Source organism: Candidatus Methylomirabilis limnetica (genome assembly GCF_003044035.1).
Lineage (GTDB): Bacteria > Methylomirabilota > Methylomirabilia > Methylomirabilales > Methylomirabilaceae > Methylomirabilis > Methylomirabilis limnetica.
In genome coordinates, this window is the sequence record NZ_NVQC01000009.1 from 100,556 (window position 1) to 119,422 (window position 18,867).

Annotated in this window: 18 protein-coding genes; all 18 read left to right on the forward strand. The window is 57.7% G+C overall.

Going from position 1 to position 18,867, the window contains the following annotated elements; genetic code table 11:
- Positions 1 to 146: 146 nt before the first annotated feature.
- The 18 genes from nuoL (CLG94_RS01635) (at position 147) to CLG94_RS01720 (ending at position 18,861) form a co-directional block, all read left to right on the forward strand.
- The gene (gene nuoL / locus CLG94_RS01635; RefSeq protein ID WP_107561155.1) at positions 147 to 2,183 is read left to right on the forward strand and encodes an NADH-quinone oxidoreductase subunit L; all 2,037 of its coding nucleotides are present in this window, start codon (positions 147 to 149) and stop codon (positions 2,181 to 2,183) included.
- Positions 2,184 to 2,306: 123 nt separating this feature from the next.
- Positions 2,307 to 4,034 (forward strand): NADH-quinone oxidoreductase subunit M, encoded by a 1,728-nt coding sequence (locus CLG94_RS01640; RefSeq protein WP_107561156.1) that lies wholly within the window; start codon positions 2,307 to 2,309, stop codon positions 4,032 to 4,034.
- Positions 4,027 to 5,478 carry an NADH-quinone oxidoreductase subunit N gene (locus CLG94_RS01645; protein ID WP_107561157.1) on the forward strand — a complete coding sequence of 484 codons (1,452 nt, stop codon included), beginning with the start codon at positions 4,027 to 4,029 and terminating at the stop codon, positions 5,476 to 5,478. Before CLG94_RS01640 ends, CLG94_RS01645 begins: the two co-directional genes overlap by 8 nt.
- 257 nt (positions 5,479 to 5,735) lie before the next feature.
- Positions 5,736 to 5,951, forward strand: a complete 216-nt coding sequence (locus CLG94_RS01650; RefSeq protein WP_107561158.1) for an AtpZ/AtpI family protein — start codon at positions 5,736 to 5,738, stop codon at positions 5,949 to 5,951.
- A 48-nt stretch (positions 5,952 to 5,999) separates the two neighbouring features.
- Positions 6,000 to 6,719 carry a F0F1 ATP synthase subunit A gene (gene atpB / locus CLG94_RS01655; protein WP_107561159.1) on the forward strand — a complete coding sequence of 240 codons (720 nt, stop codon included), beginning with the start codon at positions 6,000 to 6,002 and terminating at the stop codon, positions 6,717 to 6,719.
- Between the two features lie 175 nt (positions 6,720 to 6,894).
- A complete protein-coding gene (gene atpE / locus CLG94_RS01660; RefSeq protein WP_239993073.1) occupies positions 6,895 to 7,113 on the forward strand; it encodes an ATP synthase F0 subunit C in 219 nt (72 codons plus the stop codon).
- 87 nt (positions 7,114 to 7,200) lie between these two features.
- A complete protein-coding gene (locus tag CLG94_RS01665; protein WP_432264749.1) occupies positions 7,201 to 7,521 on the forward strand; it encodes an NADH-quinone oxidoreductase subunit A in 321 nt (106 codons plus the stop codon).
- On the forward strand, positions 7,509 to 8,015 hold the full coding sequence (locus tag CLG94_RS01670) for an NADH-quinone oxidoreductase subunit C (protein WP_239993066.1): 507 nt from the start codon (positions 7,509 to 7,511) through the stop codon (positions 8,013 to 8,015). Before CLG94_RS01665 ends, CLG94_RS01670 begins: the two co-directional genes overlap by 13 nt.
- Complete coding sequence (gene nuoD, locus CLG94_RS01675) at positions 8,008 to 9,180, forward strand: NADH dehydrogenase (quinone) subunit D (RefSeq protein WP_432264747.1); 1,173 nt, start codon at positions 8,008 to 8,010, stop codon at positions 9,178 to 9,180. Before CLG94_RS01670 ends, nuoD begins: the two co-directional genes overlap by 8 nt.
- A gap of 22 nt (positions 9,181 to 9,202) precedes the next feature.
- Complete coding sequence (locus CLG94_RS01680; protein WP_161953963.1) at positions 9,203 to 9,775, forward strand: NADH-quinone oxidoreductase subunit NuoE family protein; 573 nt, start codon at positions 9,203 to 9,205, stop codon at positions 9,773 to 9,775.
- Between the two features lie 70 nt (positions 9,776 to 9,845).
- Complete coding sequence (gene nuoF, locus CLG94_RS01685; protein ID WP_107561164.1) at positions 9,846 to 11,153, forward strand: NADH-quinone oxidoreductase subunit NuoF; 1,308 nt, start codon at positions 9,846 to 9,848, stop codon at positions 11,151 to 11,153.
- Between the two features lie 46 nt (positions 11,154 to 11,199).
- Positions 11,200 to 12,186 carry an NADH-quinone oxidoreductase subunit NuoH gene (nuoH, locus tag CLG94_RS01690; protein WP_107561165.1) on the forward strand — a complete coding sequence of 329 codons (987 nt, stop codon included), beginning with the start codon at positions 11,200 to 11,202 and terminating at the stop codon, positions 12,184 to 12,186.
- Positions 12,187 to 12,188: 2 nt separating this feature from the next.
- On the forward strand, positions 12,189 to 12,695 hold the full coding sequence (locus tag CLG94_RS01695) for an NADH-quinone oxidoreductase subunit J (protein WP_107561166.1): 507 nt from the start codon (positions 12,189 to 12,191) through the stop codon (positions 12,693 to 12,695).
- Positions 12,696 to 12,854: 159 nt separating this feature from the next.
- Positions 12,855 to 13,166, forward strand: a complete 312-nt coding sequence (nuoK, locus tag CLG94_RS01700) for an NADH-quinone oxidoreductase subunit NuoK (RefSeq protein WP_107561167.1) — start codon at positions 12,855 to 12,857, stop codon at positions 13,164 to 13,166.
- A 69-nt stretch (positions 13,167 to 13,235) separates the two neighbouring features.
- Positions 13,236 to 15,131 carry an NADH-quinone oxidoreductase subunit L gene (nuoL, locus tag CLG94_RS01705; RefSeq protein ID WP_320414602.1) on the forward strand — a complete coding sequence of 632 codons (1,896 nt, stop codon included), beginning with the start codon at positions 13,236 to 13,238 and terminating at the stop codon, positions 15,129 to 15,131.
- Between the two features lie 15 nt (positions 15,132 to 15,146).
- Complete coding sequence (locus CLG94_RS01710; RefSeq protein ID WP_107561168.1) at positions 15,147 to 16,718, forward strand: NADH-quinone oxidoreductase subunit M; 1,572 nt, start codon at positions 15,147 to 15,149, stop codon at positions 16,716 to 16,718.
- Positions 16,718 to 18,196, forward strand: a complete 1,479-nt coding sequence (locus tag CLG94_RS01715) for an NADH-quinone oxidoreductase subunit N (protein ID WP_107561169.1) — start codon at positions 16,718 to 16,720, stop codon at positions 18,194 to 18,196. Before CLG94_RS01710 ends, CLG94_RS01715 begins: the two co-directional genes overlap by 1 nt.
- 14 nt (positions 18,197 to 18,210) lie before the next feature.
- Complete coding sequence (locus CLG94_RS01720; RefSeq protein ID WP_107561170.1) at positions 18,211 to 18,861, forward strand: redox-sensing transcriptional repressor Rex; 651 nt, start codon at positions 18,211 to 18,213, stop codon at positions 18,859 to 18,861.
- The last annotated feature ends 6 nt before the right edge of the window (positions 18,862 to 18,867 follow it).

Genomic DNA, 18,867 nt, shown 5'->3' on the forward strand with positions numbered 1-18,867 from the left:
TTCAAGGTTCAAAGTTGCACCCCATCTTTAACGTTGCAACTCAGTACGTAGATCTTTTACCGCGCACAACCTTGAACCTTGAACCTTGAACCTTGAACCTTGAACTTTTTGAACCTTGAACGTTGAACGGATAAACAGGGGCTGAGATGAAACTCGTTGCGCTTGTGCCACTCCTGCCACTGATCGGGTTCCTGATCAACGGGCTGTTCGGTGCCTGGATCAAGGATCGAGCCCATCTGGTGGCTATCCCTGCCGCAGGACTGTCATGCCTTGTGGCGTTTATCGTCTTCTTTCAGACGATTGGTGGTGCGACGCTCGATTGGGACATCTATTCATGGCTGGAGGTCGGCGACCTCAAAGTGCCGATCGGGATTCTGGTCGATCCGCTCTCGACCGTTATGATGCTGGTGGTGACCTTCGTTGGACTTCTCATTCATATCTATTCGATCGGCTATATGCACGGCGATCGAAGCTTCGCTCGTTTCTTTACCTATCTCAACCTCTTCATGTTCTCCATGCTGGTGTTGGTGCTCGCCAACAACTATCTTCTCATGTTCTTGGGGTGGGAGGGGGTTGGGCTCTGTTCATACCTGCTGATTGGCTTTTGGTATGAGAAACAATCGGCCGCGGATGCCGGAAAGAAGGCGTTCGTCGTCAATCGGATCGGCGATGCCGGCTTCATGATCGGACTCTTTTTCATCTGGAGCACCTTCGGAACGGTGAAGTACACCGAGGTGTTTGCAGCCGTCGACCCCGCTTTAGGCGCGGGGATCTACACCACCATTACGCTGCTCCTGTTCGTGGGTGCGATGGGAAAGTCGGCCCAGCTTCCGCTCTACGTCTGGCTCCCAGATGCCATGGAGGGGCCCACTCCGGTCTCGGCCCTGATCCATGCCGCCACGATGGTGACGGCAGGCGTCTATATGGTTGCCCGATCGAACCCCCTCTTTAACCTTGCGCCTTTCAGCCTCGAAGTAGTGGCCTGGGTCGGCGCGCTGACGGCGGTCTTTGCGGCCACGATTGCGCTGGTTCAGAACGACATCAAAAAGGTGGTGGCCTACTCTACCATTTCTCAGCTCGGCTATATGTTTATTGGCGCCGGTGCTGGCGCCTACGCCTCATCCGTCTTTCACCTCGCCACCCACGCCTTTTTCAAGGCGCTCCTCTTCCTCGGCGCAGGCTCGGTCATTCATTCCCTCCATGGCGAACAGGATATCAGGAAGATGGGTGGACTGTGGAAGGCGATGCCGATAACTGCCTGGACCTTCCTGCTGGCCTCGTTGGCGAACGCCGGGATCTTTCCCCTGGCGGGTTTCTGGTCCAAAGATGAGATTCTATTCAATGCCTATGTGCGAGGGCTGACGATCCCATGGCTCCTGGGGCTGATCGGTGCCTTCCTGACAGCCTTCTACATGTTTAGGCTGTTCTTTCAGGTCTTCACCGGGCATTTTCGCGGTGACCACCATACCGCCCATCACCTGCACGAATCGCCGCCGAACATGGCGTATCCGCTGCTGGTGCTCGGCGTCCTTTCGGTGATTGCGGGACTGGCGCTCGGATTCCCCCCGGATCATGGGCTCTATCACAAATTCGTCGCGCCGATCTTTGAGGCCGCCCACGGATCAGAGGCGGCTGTCGGGCATGGTGTCGGAGAGGCCGCCGAGCATGCGATGGAAGGGGGCACCGGGCATGCGGTGGCTGCGGCTGCCGGGCATGCGGCGGGCGCATCCGAGCTTGTTATGGCCGCGGTCTCGCTGGCGGTTGCGCTGGCCGGGATCGGCCTCGCCTATCTGTTCTACGTCAAACGGCCGGATATACCCGCGGCGCTGGCGGACAAGCTGCGCGGTCTCTACAACCTGTTACTGAACAAGTATTGGGTTGATGAGCTATACGAAGCGATCTTCATCGATTTTGGCAAGCGCTTCTGTAGATTTCTGTGGGGATTCGATTCTCGGGTCGTAGACGGCGTAGTCAACGGGAGCGGCTGGCTGACCATGCGGTTGAGCACGATTTCTGCCTGGGGCGACCTGAAGATTGTGGATGGTCTGGTCAACGCCATCGCGGATTTGATCCAAGGCGGAAGCATGACCCTCCGTCGATTGCAGACGGGAGCTATCCAAAGCTACATCCTGGCCATGGCGCTCGGCATCCTTGGCATGGTCGTGTTCTATCTGTTCGTGTAATAAAAGGTTTCGGGTTTCAAGTTCCGGGTTCCGAGTTGGAGATCCGCGAAAGCGGTATGGAATCCGGAACCCGAAACCCGGAACGCGGAACCTGGAACTTAAGATAGGAGGACTGGCATTCCCATGAATGTTCTTCAGTTTCCGATACTATCCCTGATGACATACCTGCCCCTCGTCGGGGTGTTCTTCATCTCGCTGCTCCCGAAGGAGTGCAAGGGCGGTGTCCGCTGGACTGCCCTTGCCTTCACGATAGCCGACCTTTTGGTTTCCCTGTGGATCCCTGCCTACTTCGACTCTACGACTGCGCAGATGCAGTTCGTAGAGAAGGCCTCATGGATTCCCTCCCTTGGTGTGACCTATTTCTTCGGCCTCGATGGGATCAGTCTGTGGCTCGTCTTGCTGACCACTTTCCTCTCCGTTATCGCCGTCATCTGCTCATGGGAATCGGTCAGTATGCGGCTGAAGGAGTATTACGCCTTTATCCTGATGCTGGAGACGGGAATGCTCGGAGTCTTTTTTTCCCTCGACTTCTTTCTCTTCTATATCTTTTGGGAAGTGATGCTGGTTCCAATGTACTTCCTCATCGGCATCTGGGGAAGCGACCGTCGCCTCTACTCGGCCATCAAATTCTTTCTGTATACGCTCTTCGGCGGCGTCATCATGCTGCTGGGAATCCTGGCGGTCTACTTCTATCATGGCGCCCAGACCGGGATCTACACATTCGACATCCTGGATCTGATGAAGCTCTCGTATCCCTCAACTCCCATCTTCACGCTGCTGGGCCTTTCGTTCTCGTTCCAGGATCTGGTCTGGCTTGCATTCTTTTTGGGCTTTGCCATCAAGGTCCCGATGTTTCCCTTTCACACGTGGCTGCCTGACGCCCACACCGATGCCCCGACAGCCGGCAGTGTCATCCTGGCCGGCGTCCTCCTGAAGATGGGGACCTACGGCTTCATCCGGATCAATCTGCCGCTGCTCCCAGAGTCCACCCAACACTTTGTTCCGATGATCATGATCCTGTCGATCATCGCGATCATTTACGGGGCTCTGGTCTGTATGGTTCAGACCGACATGAAACGGTTGATTGCCTACAGCTCTGTCAGCCACATGGGGTTCATTGTGCTGGGTATGTTCGCCCTGAATCCCCAAGGGGTCCAGGGCAGTATCATCCAGATGGTGAACCACGGCCTTTCAACCGGCGCCCTCTTTCTCATCGTGGGCCTGATCTATGATCGCCGACATACAAGGCAGATCTCTGAGTTTGGAGGTCTGTCGAAACAGATGCCGGTCTACGCCACACTGTTCGCCATTATTATGTTTTCTTCCATGGGGCTTCCTGGACTAAACGGCTTCATCGGCGAGTTTTTGATTCTTATCGGGGCCTTCAAGGAAAATTATGTCTGGGCCGCTTTTGCTGTCACCGGGATCGTGCTCGGCGCGGCCTATATGTTGTGGCTGTACCAGCGGACCATGTTCGGGGCGCTGGATAACCCAAAGAATGCGGATCTCCCTGACCTGAGTTTCAGGGAGCTGACGACTCTCGTCCCGATCGTCGTCATGTGTTTCTGGATTGGCCTCTACCCCTCCCCGTTCCTTAGTCGGACGGAAGCGTCGGTGAATTATATCCTGGCACGGGTTCACAAACAGCAGGCCGTTACCGAGCCTACCCTGAGTAGTCCAGCCACTTCTGGTTCGACACGGCTCACCACAGGCTTCGACAGGCCTGCCATGAGCTTTGTCGAAGGGCTCAGGACGAGCGGCTGGAGCATCGAAGCTGGTCTGGAGCCCGGGAGATCTGTATTGCCGGTCCAGGGATCTGCCATGGACCACTCCGGAGGGTCTCGTGACTGACGCGTTCAACATGGCAGACATCTCCACTGCCTCGCCAGAGGTGGTCATGGGCCTGGTGGCCATGGTGATCCTTATGCTCGACTTCATCGCCCCTAAAGGCGGACGAGACTGGCTGGGATATCTGAGCATCCTTGGCGTGCTTGCCACCTTCACGACCCTGATGGGCCAACGGGGGGCGACACAGCTCGCCTTCAGCGGGCAATACCTCAGCGATCCCTTCGCGTTCTTCTTCAAGATCGTATTTCTGGTCTCGGCCGCGCTCATTCTGCTCATGTCGATTGGCCACCTGAAGAGCGAAGGAATTGACAAAGGGGAGTTCTACGGGCTGATCCTCTTCGCCACACTGGGAATGATGTTGATGGTCAGTGCTGTAGACCTCCTGATTCTCTACATCGGCATGGAGACGATGTCGATTTCCATTTACATTCTCGCGGGATTCCTGAAGCGGGAGCGGCGAAGCGGCGAGGCCGCCCTGAAGTACCTGCTCATGGGAGGGTTCTCCTCTGCGATCATGCTGTACGGCATCGTGATGCTGTATGGTCTTACCGGCACCATCGGCCTGAGAGAGATTGCCTCGACGCTGTCAGCAGACACCGCCTCGAATCCGGCGCTCATCCTGGCCATGGTGATGCTAGTGGCCGGCTTCGGGTTCAAGATCGCGGCGGTCCCCTTTCACATGTACATCCCCGACGTATATGAGGGCGCCCCTACCCCTGTAGCGGCCCTCCTGGCGGCGGCCTCAGAGGTTGCCGGTCTCGCTATTCTCTTGCGGGTCTTTCTGGTGGCCATCCCAGGACTACAGGATCGCTGGACGTTTCTCTTTTACACCCTATCCTTGCTCACGATGACGGTGGGAAATGTCGTGGCGATTGCGCAGAGCAATATCAAGCGGATGCTGGCCTACAGCTCCATCGCCCACATCGGGTACCTGCTGATCGGAGTTGTGGCGGGACGGGAGCTGGGGATCTCAGCCATACTGCTGTATACCCTGATCTATGCCCTGATGACACTCGGCGTCTTTGCCATGGTTATCCTTCTCTGCGTAGGAAAGGTGAAGGGGGAACAGATCGACGACTTCACTGGCCTGGCTCAGCGAAGCCCCATGGCAGCGGCCGCCATGTTGATCTTCCTCCTCTCATTGGCTGGCGTCCCCCCGACCGCAGGCTTTGTCGGGAAGCTCTATCTCTTCGGTGCAGCCATCGAAGGAGGGTACATCTGGCTCGCGGTGATTGCTGTCATCAATTCAGCCATCTCGGTGTTCTATTACATGAAGGTGGTGGTGGCGATGTACATGCGAGATCTTCCGCCACAGGGCCTTACCTTGAGTTCTTCCCGGCCTCTGCGGGTCGCGCTATTTGTGACCCTGGCAGGAACCATCGCTATCGGGATCTACCCAGGTCCCTTCCTGGAGCTGGCTAGGGCCTCGGTCGCCGGACTCTGGTAAAAGACAGTTTCGAGTTGCGAGTTTCGCGTTTGGAGTTGAAAAACAGGTTCCAGGTATCAGGTTGCGTGTTCCAGTACGTTGAGGACTCTTTGGAGTTTGGGTAACCCGAAACTCAAAACTCGAAACGCGAAACCCGGTTTGCGCGAGCCTTGACAGAGCGGAGGGAGAGGGCTAGAGTGAGGCCGAACGCGGCAAGAGAAAATCCCCCCAGCCCCCTTTGGTAAAGGAGGGCCAAGGGAGATTTCATCAGCGGGACGATGAAGGACAATCAGGTTCGACTGTGGCGTCAGCTCGCGGGGTTGAGCTCACTGGGGATTACCCTTGGCGCGTCGATTGCGATCGGGGCGGCGATCGGGATCGCCTTGGATCGCTGGCTGGGGACGTCGCCGTGGTTGATGATTCTGTTTTTTATTTTCGGTGTTGCGGCTGGCTTTACTAATCTTCTAAAAGACCTCAAGCATTGGGGGAGTTGATTTGTTGAGGTTCATATGTGATTTCCCGCAGAATAACGGGGAGGCGTGATGGAGCACCATCCTACATTTATCCAGATTCCTAATTTTCTGGGGGCGTTAGGGATTCCTGGGGACTGGGTTCCGGAGCAGGTAGCGATGGCCTGGGTTGTGATGGCTATCCTGATCGGCGTTTCGTATCTGGCCACGAGGCGACTCGATGCTGTGCCCGGGCCGATACAGAACCTCATGGAGGTGGTCGTAGAGACGTTCCTGGACCTGCTCACGCAGATGATCGGGCCCAAGGGGAAACGGTATCTTCCCTTGATCGGCACGGCCGGCCTCTTCATTCTCGTTGGGAATCTCCTTGGAACCGTCCCCGGTTTCAAGCCTCCAACGGCGAATCTTAACACCACTGCGGCCCTGGCCATCACCGTCTTTCTCTCCTATAACTACTTTGGTATACGGGAGCATGGGATCATTGCCTATCTGCGCCACTTCTGTGGCCCGATCCTGTGGCTGGCCCCCATCATGTTCCCTATCGAGCTTATCGGTCACCTCGCCCGGCCGATCTCCCTGTCGATCCGGTTGTTCGGTAATATCTTCGGCGAGGAGAGTGTAGTCGCTATCCTGCTGTCGTTGATCTGGTTGGGTATTCCGTATGTCATCTATCTGGGCATCATGATGCCCCTGAGTCTCTTTACCAGCATCGTTCAGAGCTTCGTCTTTGTGATGCTGTCCATGGTGTATATCGCGGGAGCAGTTCAAACAGAGCACGAGGAGCACCACTAACCCCATCTTTATTCTGAAAGGAGTCGTGTCGATGAGTCGCACACAAGGAGCGCGTGTTCTACTGTTGGTGATGGTTCTGATTGCCTTTGGATCCCAGGTCGCGTTTGCCGCTGAAGGGGCCAAGCCTGAGTCCTCAACCTTTTTTGTCGTCTCGGTCTTGACGGGGGGATTCGCCATGGCCATCGCTTCAGGCGCGGCGGCAATCGGCCAGAGTCGGGCAATTGCCAGCGCAATGGAGGCGATCGGGAGGCAGCCGGCAGCGGCTCCGCAGATCCAGGTCGCAATGATTATCGGTCTCGCGCTCATCGAGTCGCTGGCCATCTATGTCTTGCTCGTTGCCCTGATCATTTTCTTCGCGAATCCCTTCATCAAGTACATCGTTCCAGGCGCATAGAGGAGGGTAAAACTTCGGGGCGATGACCGATTGCCCAGGATAGACGCAGTGCTCTTCTCGTATCTGCCGATCTTTATCCTGATCCTTCTGGTCGCCGGTTTTGCCCTCGCTACCCTCTTTGTGTCTCACGCACTCGGGCCGCGGCGGCCGACTCAGGCGAAGCTCGCCCCGTACGAGTGCGGAATCGACCCGGTAGGCTCCGCCAGGGAGCGGTTCTCGGTCAAGTTTTACCTGGTCGCGATGTTGTTCATCATCTTCGACATCGAGATCGTTTTCCTATATCCCTGGGCGGTGATCCTGAGCAGTCTGAGACTATTCGGGTTGATCGAGATGATTGTCTTTCTCGGCATCCTCCTGATCGGCCTCCTGTATGTCTGGAGGAGGGGGGGGCTGGAATGGACAACGTGAAGGGGCCGGAGAAGAACCGCACCGTTTCAGAGCTGCGGGAAAGATTCCCGGAGGCGACCCTCTCAGCCAGAAGCTTTCGCAACGAAACGACCCTCCTCGTCAGGCCTGGCGACATCATTCGTATCTGTCGCCACCTGAAAGAGGAACCCGGCCTTCTGTACGATTTCCTCTCTGATCTGACTGCGGTCGATCGGCTCGGGGACCACCCACGGTTCGAGGTGGTCTACCATCTCTATTCCCTTCAGTACAAGTGGCGAATCCGGTTGAAGGTACCGGTTGAAGAGGGTGAGGCGGTACCCAGTGTGACCGCTGTCTGGAGCGCCGCCAATTGGCACGAACGTGAAGTATTCGATATGTTCGGCATCGGCTTCGATGGGCACCCGGATCTCCGGCGAATACTTATGCCGGAGGATTGGGAGGGATTCCCGCTCCGAAAGGACTACCCGGTGCAGGCCTCGCCGAAATGGTGGGAAGAGGGGACGACAGGTGACTGAGCGGCGCACCATGACCATTAACATGGGGCCTCAGCACCCCAGCACCCACGGCGTGCTGCGTCTGGTCCTGGAGCTGGATGGGGAGATCGTGGTCCGGTGCGCTCCGCATATCGGGTACCTGCACACCGGGATGGAGAAGATCGCGGAAAGCAAGCGGTACCAGCAGGTCATCCCCATTACGGATCGGATGGATTACCTGGCCCCCCTCAGCAACAACCTGGCCTATGTGTTGGCTGTCGAGAAGCTCCTTGACATCGATGTGCCTCAGCGGGCGAAGGTGATCCGCGTCATGCTGACGGAGCTGACCCGGATCGGAAGCCACTTGGTCTGGCTTGCGACACATGCTATCGATATCGGGGCCATGAGCGTCTTCCTCTATGCTTTTCGGGAGCGTGAGGCGATCCTGGACATGTCCGAACAGGTGTCCGGGGCCAGGATGATGTCCAGCTACTTCCGGATTGGCGGCCTGTTTGCCGACCTGCCAGAGGGGTTCGAGAGGGTGGTCCACTCTTTCGTCGAAAGCTTTCCTACCCGCCTGGCCGAGTACGAAGACCTGCTGACGAGGAACCCGATCTGGATCGAACGGACCAAGGGGGTCGGTGTGATCAAGCCGGAAGATGCCATAGACCTTGGCTTAAGCGGTCCAAGCCTCCGAGCCTGCGGAATCCCTTGGGACATTCGTAAGGCTAATCCCTATTCTGGCTATGAGCAATTTCACTTCGAGATGTCCAGGGGAATCCACGGCGATGTCTACGACCGATACCTCTGCCGAATCTTTGAGATGCGGCAGAGTGTGGCTATCGTTCGCCAGGCCCTGGAATGCCTCCCAGAGGGGCCGATTGCTGTAGCCAATCCGAAGCTCACCCCGCCGCCCAAGCCGATGGTCAAGCAGAGTATGGAGGCTCTCATTCACCACTTCCTGCTCTGGTCGGCAGGGTTTACCGTACCGGCAGGAGAGGTATATCAGAGTATCGAGTCACCGAGGGGCGAGTACGGCGTCTATCTGGTAAGCGACGGCAGCAACAAACCCTATCGCGTCCATTTTCGTGCGCCCTCCTTCGTGAACCTGGAGTCGTTATCGAAGATGGTGGAGGGGCGACTGGTGGCAGATCTGGTGGCGATCATCGGTAGCATCGATATCGTACTCGGCGAGGTGGATCGCTAGTGTGGAGTTTCGAGTTTCGGGTTTGGAATTTCTGGTTGTGGCGAGCCTTGTTGACTCGAAACTCGAAACCCGAAACTCGAAACCTTTACATACGATGACGGAAGAGACGATTCAGCGCATCCTGTCCAGATATCCCGATCGTCGCTCCGCTCTGTTGCCGCTGATGCACCTGTGCCAGGAGGAGGCAGGGTATCTTACAGAGGAGGCCATGCGTGGTCTGGCCGCCCGTCTTGACTTGCCGCCGACCCAGGTGGCAGAGGTCGCGATGTTTTATGACATGTTCCGTCTGAAGTCGGGCGGTCGGCGTGAGATCTGGGTCTGCCACAACCTGAGCTGCGCGCTCTTAGGGGCCGAACGGGTGATCCGACGCCTTGAAGAGGCGCTTGGGGTCAGCACTGGAGAGACGACACCCGATGGACTGTTCACGATCAAACGGGTTGAGTGCCTTGCTGCCTGCGGACTCGCACCGGCGATCCAGGTGGGGCCGGATTACTACGGTCCGGTTTCGCACGGTGATGTTGAGACACTGGTTGCACGGCTGCGAGAGCAATTAGCCGGCAGCGATCAACGGGCGGCTTCATGCGATCGGTTGTAGGGGCAGGGTTTACCCTGCCCAAGGAGGGCGCAGCAAGCAGCGCCCCTACACCGCTGATGGCTGAACGTTCATGAGCGAAAAGATCCTTACGAAGCGGTTTGAGATCCCTGGGTATCGCGGGACCCTTGATGAGTACGAGGCTACCGGAGGGTATCAGGCCATTGCGAAAGCGCTCAAAGAGCATACGCCAGCCAGTCTAACCGAGATGGTGAAGCGGTCGGGGCTCAGGGGGCGTGGGGGGGCAGGCTTCCCCACCGGCGTCAAGTGGGGCTTTATTCCCAAGGATCCGGAGCTGCCCAAGTATCTCGTCTGTAATGCCGATGAGAGCGAGCCGGGGACGTTCAAGGACCGTGAGCTGATCATGCGCGACCCGCACCAGCTCATCGAAGGGATCCTGCTGGCAAGTTTCGCCATCGGGTGTCGGACCGCCTATATCTATATCAGGGGCGAGTTCATTGCAGGGGCGTGTATCCTCGAACAGGCGATCAGAGATGCGGCCGCCCGTGGTCTCGCGGGAAAGGATATCCTGGGGAGCAGCTTCAGTCTGGACCTCCACGTGCATCGAGGCGCCGGCGCCTACATCTGTGGAGAGGAGACCGCCCTGCTGGAATCATTAGAGGGTAAAAGGGGGTTGCCACGGTTGAAGCCCCCGTTTCCTGCCACGTCGGGGCTCTATCGCAAGCCCACCGTCGTGAATAATGTCGAAACTCTCAGCAATCTTCCGCATATCGTACTGCGTGGAGCCGAGTGGTTCTCGAGCATTGGAAGCCCCAAGAGTACGGGTACCAGGGTCTTCTCGATAAGTGGCCATGTTCGCCGGCCCGGTATCTACGAGTGCCCGATCAATGTCTCAATGAGAGAGTTGATTTTCGAGCATGCGGACGGGATGCGGGATGGTCGCCGCCTGAAGGCGGTGATTCCCGGAGGCTCCTCGGTGCCGGTTCTGACCGAGCAGCACCTGGATACCCGGATGGACTTCGAATCTCTTGCCACGGTGGGCTCCATGGCCGGGTCTGGAGGCGTCATCGTGATGGATGAGACCACCTGCATGGTCCGGGTGGGCGAGGTCGTCTCTCGATTCTATCATCACGAATCGTGCGGGCAGTGCACGCAGTGCCGGGAGGGGACGGCGTGGTTACACAAGACACTGAGAAGGATCGAAGATGGTCGCGGACGAAAGGCGGATCTTGACCTCCTCCTGGACATCTGTGACAACATGAAGAGCAAAACCATTTGCCCCTTAAGCGATGCTGCCGCTATGCCGATTGAAAGCTACCTGAAGTACTTTCGTGATGAATTCGAGCGCCACATCGTGGATCGCGCCTGCCCGTTCGAAGCCCAGGTCGGGGCCTCGGCCAGGCCCATGGACGCGTCGTAGCCTGTCCCCGCATGCATGAAGCGGGGAGCGGGCGGTAGGGGGCATGATGCCAGAGGGCACCTTCCTCGTCCTCATGGTAGCGAAGATCGCCGTGGTCTTCGGTCTGATGTTGCTAAGTGTCGCCTACATGACCTGGCTGGAGCGCAAGATCCTCAGCGATATCCAGGTCCGACTCGGTCCGATGCGGGTCGGCCCCCACGGCCTGCTACAGCCGATCGCCGACGGGCTCAAGCTCTTGTTCAAGGAGGAGATCGTTCCCCAGGCCGCTGACCGGACACTCTACCTCCTGGCTCCCGTGCTTGCGCTGGTCCCTGCCTTCATCTCCTTTGCCGTAATCCCTTTCGGAGACCGGATCCGACTCTTCGGGCAGAGCATCGACCTGGTCATCGCTGACGTCAATATCGGGCTGCTGTATGTGTTCGGTGTCGCCTCTCTCGGGATCTATGGGATCGTCCTGGGAGGGTGGGCCTCGAACAACAAGTACGCGCTGCTTGGGGGGCTGCGTGCCTCGGCCCAGATGATCAGCTATGAACTCTCCCTGAGTCTGTCGGTGGTGGGCGTGGTGATGCTGTCGCAATCGCTGAGCCTGGTGCAGATTGTGGATGCCCAGGCCAGGGTGTGGTTTATCGTCCTTCAGCCGATCGGTTTTATCATCTTCCTGATCTGTGCTGTCGCCGAGATCAATCGCGCTCCTTTCGATCTCCCGGAGGCCGAGACGGAACTGGTGGCCGGTTTTCACGTCGAGTACAGCTCAATGAAGTTCGCCATGTACTTTATGGCTGAGTATGCCAACATGATCACCGTATCGGCCATGGCGACAACGCTGTTCCTGGGCGGGTGGAGGGGGCCGTGGTTGCCACCGGTGGTCTGGTTTCTCATTAAGCTCTATCTGTTTATTTTCCTCTTCATCTGGCTTCGAGGTACGCTGCCGCGCTTTAGATACGACCAACTGATGCGATTTGGGTGGAAGGTTCTGCTGCCCATTGCGCTGGTCAATATTATGGTCACGGCTGTGTTTGTTGCGTTGAGGTAAGAATGGAATGGCTGGTGTTCGTTCCGCTGGCCGCAATGGCGCTCATCACTGCGGTTCTGGTCATCGTCATGCGAAATCCGGTCTACTGCGCCCTCTCGCTTATTGGGACGTTCTTCGCACTGTCGGGGATCTATCTGCTGTTGCAGGCGCAGTTCATCGCTGTCGTGCAGGTGATCGTCTATGCCGGAGCGATCATGGTCCTGTTCCTGTTCGTGGTCATGCTGCTCGACCTGGGTCATGAACTACCCGCCTGGCTGCAGCGAGATCGGCCCAGGCTCCTGCTCGGCATCGGTGTGGCTCTGCTCCTACTTGTTGAGTTGGCGATCCCTATCGGCTTCAGGACTCCTCACGGTCCCCAGGGCCTCTACACTTCAGAACTCGTGGGCGCCATCGGAAATACTCAAGTCGTCGGCCGTCTCCTGTTCACCGATTTTCTCATCCCATTTGAGATCACTTCTATAATCCTGCTCATTGCCATTATTGGCGTCATGGTCTTAGCCAGGAGGTAGCGAAGTGCGGAATGTAGGGGCAGCCCTTGTGGCTGCCCGAGGTGCAACGTTCAACGTTCAAGGGTGGAGTGTGCGAGGTGCGAGGTGCAAGGCAAATCCTCTCTCACCCCCCTTTATCAAAGGGGGGTTGGGGGGATTTGATGCGAGGCCTGAAGTGCGATGACAGCAACCGTGCCTTTGAGCGCATACTTAATACTTAGCGCTGTCCTCTTTGTCATAGGGGTCATCGGGGTGCTGATCCGGCGTAATGTGCTGGTGATCTTCATGGCGATTGAGTTGATGCTGAATGCCGTCAATCTCACCTTTGTGGCCTTCTCAAGGTTTCTCCACTCGATGGATGGACAGATCATTGTGTTGTTTGTGATGGCGGTGGCCGCAGCCGAGGTAGCAGTAGGGCTGGCCATCATCATTGCACTGCATAGAAATAAAGAGTCCTTAAATGTGGACGAGATCAATCTCCTTAAAGGCTAGTTGCGAGTTTCGAGCGTCGGGTTTTGAGCTTACAACCCGAAACCCGAAACTCGTAACCCGAAACCCGATATGATGATCTGGCTGATTCCCGTTGTTCCGCTGGTGGGAAGCCTCGTCGTCGGTCTGATGGGCCGCCGGATGCAGAGAGGGCTGGTGACGGGTATCGCCTGCGGCGCCACATCGCTTTCGTTGCTCCTTTCCCTGATGGCCTTTGTCCGTCTCCTTCAGATGCCGGCGGAAGGACGCCTGCTTCGCTCCTCCCTCGGCTCCTGGATCGCCTCCGGCGATTTCTCGGTCTCGTTCGGGTTCCTGTTCGATCCCCTCTCTGCCATCATGGCGCTGGTGGTGTGCGGCGTGGGCTTGCTGATACATATCTACTCGATCGGCTATATGCAGGAGGACCGCGACTATCACCGCTTCTTCTCGCTGCTCAACCTCTTCCTGGCTGAGATGCTGGTCCTGGTCCTGGCCGATAACTACCTCCTGCTCTTTGTGGGATGGGAGGGGGTGGGCCTCTGTTCGTACCTGTTGATCGGCTTCTGGTTCGAACGACCTGCTGCGGCATCCGCCGGGACCAAGGCCTTCCTGGTGAACCGGATCGGCGACGGCGCCGTGGTTGTGGGGCTGATCTGGATGATCCTGCTGTTCGGGTCACTGGACTTCCAGACCGTGTTTACAGAAGCGCCGACCGTGCTTGCGCACGGCTCTGTTACCGCAATGCTTCTCACCCTCCTTCTCTTCATCGGGGCGACCGGTAAGTCGGCGCAACTCCCACTGTATGTCTGGTTGCCTGATGCGATGGAGGGACCTACGCCGGTCTCGGCGCTTATCCATGCTGCTACCATGGTGACGGCAGGCGTCTACCTGGTCGCCCGTTCGGCTCCCCTGTTCCAGCTTGCGCCTGTGAGCCTGGAGATCGTGGCCTGGGTCGGTGGCCTCACGGCCCTCTATGCCGCAAGCATCGCCCTGGTTCAGACCGACATCAAACGGATTATCGCCTACTCGACCATCTCCCAGCTCGGCTACATGTTTTTAGGCCTGGGAGTCGGGGCATACGCCGCAGGGATCTTTCACCTGATGACGCATGCCTTCTTCAAGGCCCTTCTCTTCCTATCGGCCGGGTCGGTGATTCATGCGCTGGCCGGCGAGCAGGATATCAGGAAGATGGGGGGGCTGCGGAAGTCCCTCCGTGTCACTACCGGCAGCTTTCTCGTAGGCGCGCTGGCTAACGCCGGCATCGCTCCCTTCGCCGGCTTCTGGAGCAAGGACGAGATCCTCTTTGCCGCCTATACCTCGGGACATCGGCTGCTCTGGGTCATTGGGGTGCTGACCGCGGCGGGCACTGCCTTGTACATGTTTCGCCTCTATTTCCTTGCCTTCGAGGGGAAGTCGAGGCTTGACGCGCATACGCTTAAACACCTGCACGAGGCGCCGTGGAGCATGCGCCTGCCGCTGGTGCTGTTGGCGCTCGGGTCGGCGACCGTCGGGTTTGTCGGTTTCCCGCCAGAGTCAGGCCCGTTTCAGCGATTCCTGGGTTCGGTTTTCCCGGTCCCGGTGCATGAGGCCTCGGTCGAGCCGAGCTCCGGGGTCGTGCTTGCGGTTGCGACTCTTGTAATGGCCCTGCTGGGGATCGGCGTGGCCTTTTGGTGCTATCTTCGGGATCCTACCAGACCCGAGGCGCTTGTCGCGCGGTATCCTGCGCTGCATCGCACCCTCTTTCACAAATATTGGGTTGATGAGCTGTACGATAAGGTCGTAATCCACCCGATCGTTACCTCCGCTCGCGCCATATCGGAGTCGTTCGATGCGCGCATAGTCGACGGGTCAGTCAACGGCATCGCGACACTTGCAATACGGGCCGGCAGCATGCTGAGGCGACTTCAAACCGGCTATGTTCCAACCTATATCCTTTCGATCCTGGTGGGTGCCGTGGTCCTCTTGGGATACTTGGCGTTTTATGGATAGCGCACAGGTGAAGGCATGAGTCAGGCGGGAGGACCGATCTTATCGACGCTTATTGTGCTCCCTCTGCTTGGCGTCTTATTGCTTACGATTGTCGACGGAGCGCGTGAGGGGCTCATCAAGAGGCTCGCACTGGCCGTCTCCGGCCTAGACCTTCTGCTCTCTCTCATCGTATATGTGCGCTTTGATCCCGCTCAGGCCGGTATGCAGTTCGTTGAGCGGGCGTCGTGGATCCCTTCGATCGGGAGTAGCTATTTTCTCGGAGTTGATGGGATCAGCCTTCCACTGTTGCTCCTCACGACGTTTCTCACGCCTATCGCTATCCTCGCCTCTTTCTCCGGGATCGCGAGTCGGGTAAAAGCGTATATGATCTGCATGCTGCTGCTCCTAAGCGGCATGATTGGAGTGTTTGTTGCCCTGGATCTGGTGCTTTTCTACGTCTTCTGGGAGGGGATGCTGATCCCGATGTATTTTCTGATCGGCGTCTGGGGCGGCCCGAGGCGAATCTATGCCACCTTGAAGTTCGTCCTCTTTACGATGGCGGGAAGCGTCCTGATGCTGCTGGCGATGATCGCCCTCGCCTTCCTGCATCAGGAGAGTACAGGTCAGTTGACGTTTGACCTCCTGGAGCTGATCGGCGGGTCGATTTCATATGGGACGCAACTGTGGCTCTTCGCCGCCTTTGGCCTCGCCTTTGCCATCAAGGTGCCGATGTTCCCGTTTCACACATGGCTTCCGGATGCCCACGTAGAGGCGCCTACGGCGGGAAGCGTCCTATTGGCCGGGGTTCTCTTGAAGATGGGGACCTATGGTTTCCTCCGATTCGCGCTCCCGCTCTTTCCGGAAGCGGCCGTCGCCTTTACTCCTTTGATCTCTGCGCTTGCCGTGATCGGTATCCTGTACGGCGCGCTGGTTGCCATGGTTCAGGATGATCTCAAGCGGCTGATCGCCTATAGCTCAGTAAGTCACCTGGGGTTCGTGATGCTGGGCATCTTTGCCATGAACGTGCAGGCCGTGGAAGGGTCAATCCTCCAAATGGTCAATCATGGCCTCTCCACTGGCGCTCTCTTCCTGCTGATTGGGATGATCTATGAGAGGCGCCACACAAGGATGATAGAGGAGTTCGGTGGACTCTCCCGGACACTCCCTCGCTTTGCCCTCTGCTTCCTGGTTGTGACCATGTCGTCCATTGGCCTGCCAGGCCTGAATGGGTTTGTGGGCGAGTTCCTGATCCTGACGGGGACATTCCGCGTCCATAAAGGATTTGCGGTGATCGCTACCCTTGGGGTCATTCTGGCAGCGGTCTATATGCTCTGGATGTGGCAACGCGTGATGTGGGGGAAAAGCCGACGGGCTGAGAATCTCACGCTCAACGATATCGGCTGTCGTGAGATGGCGATACTGGTCCCGATCATCCTGCTCATTCTATGGATTGGCCTGAACCCAAATCCCCTCCTCAGAAGGATGGATGCGTCGGTCATTCATCTCCTGGATGGGATGCGGATCGCGGCAACGTCCGAGGTGCAAATCCCTCCGTCCCCCCCTTTCGTAAAGGGGGGTTGGGGGGATTTGGTGCGGAGCGCGAATTGATGGAGCTTGTACTGCCTCAGATTGACTGGGCTCCCTTTGCGCCGCTCATACCGGTGGCCATTGGCGGTCTCACAACGTTGGTGACAGATCTCTTTCTGCCGCCGGGACGGAAATATCTCATCGCCATCCTAAGCCTGATGGCGATCGCTGCATCGATCCTTATCTCGATCGGCTTATGGGGGCCCATCCTCGGCTCAGATCTGGAAATGGTTCGCTACGGGATTCATGACGCGGTCGTGTTGGACCGATTTTCGCTCTTCTTTTATCTTGTGCTTGGCCTGGTCTCGATGCTCACCATCCTGCTGTCGATGGGCCACCTTGACACAGCAGCCGCTGACCAGGGAGAGTATTACAGCCTGGTGCTCTTCTCGACGTTGGGGATGATGCTGATGGCTGCAGGCGGGGATTTGATCGTAATTTTTCTGGGGCTGGAAACCTTCTCGCTCGCCCTGTACACGCTCGCTGGATTTTGGAGGACAGATCTTCGCTCCAACGAGTCGGCGCTGAAGTACCTCCTGCTTGGCGCCTTTGCCAGCGCCTTTTTCCTCTATGGTATTGCCCTGATCTATGGGGCGACCGGCACGACCATGCTTCGGCAGATTGCGGCCTTTCTTGCCGATGGGCATCCTCCCGCACCCCTGTTCATGATCGGAGGAGGATTGCTTCTGGTTGGGTTCGGCTTCAAGATCGCCTCCGTCCCGTTCCATATGTGGGCCCCTGACGTGTATGAGGGGGCGCCCACCTCGGTCACAGCGTTCATGATCGCCGGGACCAAGGCTGCGGCTTTTGCCGCCTTCCTGCGGGTATTTCTTCTGGCTTTGCCTGCCCTTCACGTGCAGTGGTCGATGGCGATATGGGTTCTAGCGGTCCTCACCATGACCGTGGGGAATCTGGTTGCCCTGGTCCAAGACAACATCAAGCGGATGCTCGCCTATAGCTCGATCGCGCATGCCGGGTATCTGTTGGTAGCGTTGGTCGCTGGCGGATCATCCGGGGTCGCCAGCATCCTCTTCTACCTTGTCGCCTATGCCCTCATGAACCTTGGCGCCTTCGCCGTCATCATCGCGTTGCAAGGTAATGAGCAAGAGCGGCTCTTGCTCACCGACTACGCCGGTCTTGGTTGGCAGCGGCCGGTCCTGGCCGCCTGCATGGCTATCTTTATGTTCTCGCTAGCCGGGATCCCTCCCACAGCCGGTTTCATGGGCAAGCTGTACATCTTCAGCGCCGCCCTTGAAGGCCACTATCTTGGCCTGGCGGTGATCGGTGTTCTGAACAGCGTGATCTCGGTCTACTTTTATCTCCGCGTCATCGTCATCATGTACATGAGTGAGGCAGCGTCCCCGCGGCCGCTCGTTCCGGCATCCGTAGCGGCCGTCCTGGCCGTAGTAATGTCCGTACTGGGGACCCTTCACCTTGGCCTGTTCCCGGCAGGGTTGCTGGATCTGGCCCGGCAGTCGATCGCAGCCGTCGCAGGATGAGAGAGCCACTGTCCATGAAAGCGATTAAGATTCCCGAGAAGACCGTGACCCGGATTTCGATCTACCTGAGATGCTTAGAGGAGCTGGAGCACGAAGGGACGGCGAGCGTCTCGTCCACGCAACTGGCCGATCGTTTCGGCCTGAATTCCGCCCAGGTGCGAAAGGACTTGGCATGCTTTGGCCAGTTCGGCATCAGGGGTTTGGGGTACTACATTACCCCCCTTCGGCATAGCCTGGAGGAGATTCTCGGACTCAAGCGGGCTTGGGATGTAGCCTTGGTCGGGTTGGGGAACCTGGGCTCTGCGTTAATGACCTACAAGGGGTTCCATGAGAAAGGATTCAAGATCTCTGCCGTGTTCGATCGCGACCCGGCCAAGATCGATCGGAGGGTTGAAGGGGTCCAGGTGATGGATATCGGGGCGATCGTCCCGGTTATCCGCAAGCGGAAGATCAAGATGGGCATCCTGGCTGTTCGTGCCGCTGGTGCCCAGGCTGTCCTCGACGCTCTAGTAGAGGGCGGGGTCATCGCAGTCTTGAATTTCGCCCCCACCCAACTGACAGCCCCCGATTCGGTCAAGATCCAGAATGTTGACCTATCGGCTCTGCTGAAGACACTGAGCTATCATATCGCCCAGACGGAGCGGCCGAACTCCCGCACGCCTTGACACCCT

Bases quoted from the DNA above. Each gene is read 5' to 3' on its own strand.
- nuoL (WP_107561155.1), top strand. From the start codon at position 147: ATGAAACTCGTTGCGCTTGTGCCACTCCTGCCACTGATCGGGTTCCTG.
- CLG94_RS01640 (WP_107561156.1), top strand. From the start codon at position 2,307: ATGAATGTTCTTCAGTTTCCGATACTATCCCTGATGACATACCTGCCC.
- CLG94_RS01650 (WP_107561158.1), top strand. From the start codon at position 5,736: ATGAAGGACAATCAGGTTCGACTGTGGCGTCAGCTCGCGGGGTTGAGC.
- atpB (WP_107561159.1), top strand. From the start codon at position 6,000: ATGGAGCACCATCCTACATTTATCCAGATTCCTAATTTTCTGGGGGCG.
- atpE (WP_239993073.1), top strand. From the start codon at position 6,895: ATGGCCATCGCTTCAGGCGCGGCGGCAATCGGCCAGAGTCGGGCAATT.
- CLG94_RS01670 (WP_239993066.1), top strand. From the start codon at position 7,509: ATGGACAACGTGAAGGGGCCGGAGAAGAACCGCACCGTTTCAGAGCTG.
- nuoF (WP_107561164.1), top strand. From the start codon at position 9,846: ATGAGCGAAAAGATCCTTACGAAGCGGTTTGAGATCCCTGGGTATCGC.
- nuoH (WP_107561165.1), top strand. From the start codon at position 11,200: ATGCCAGAGGGCACCTTCCTCGTCCTCATGGTAGCGAAGATCGCCGTG.
- CLG94_RS01695 (WP_107561166.1), top strand. From the start codon at position 12,189: ATGGAATGGCTGGTGTTCGTTCCGCTGGCCGCAATGGCGCTCATCACT.
- nuoK (WP_107561167.1), top strand. From the start codon at position 12,855: ATGACAGCAACCGTGCCTTTGAGCGCATACTTAATACTTAGCGCTGTC.
- nuoL (WP_320414602.1), top strand. From the start codon at position 13,236: ATGATGATCTGGCTGATTCCCGTTGTTCCGCTGGTGGGAAGCCTCGTC.
- CLG94_RS01710 (WP_107561168.1), top strand. From the start codon at position 15,147: ATGAGTCAGGCGGGAGGACCGATCTTATCGACGCTTATTGTGCTCCCT.
- CLG94_RS01715 (WP_107561169.1), top strand. From the start codon at position 16,718: ATGGAGCTTGTACTGCCTCAGATTGACTGGGCTCCCTTTGCGCCGCTC.
- CLG94_RS01720 (WP_107561170.1), top strand. From the start codon at position 18,211: ATGAAAGCGATTAAGATTCCCGAGAAGACCGTGACCCGGATTTCGATC.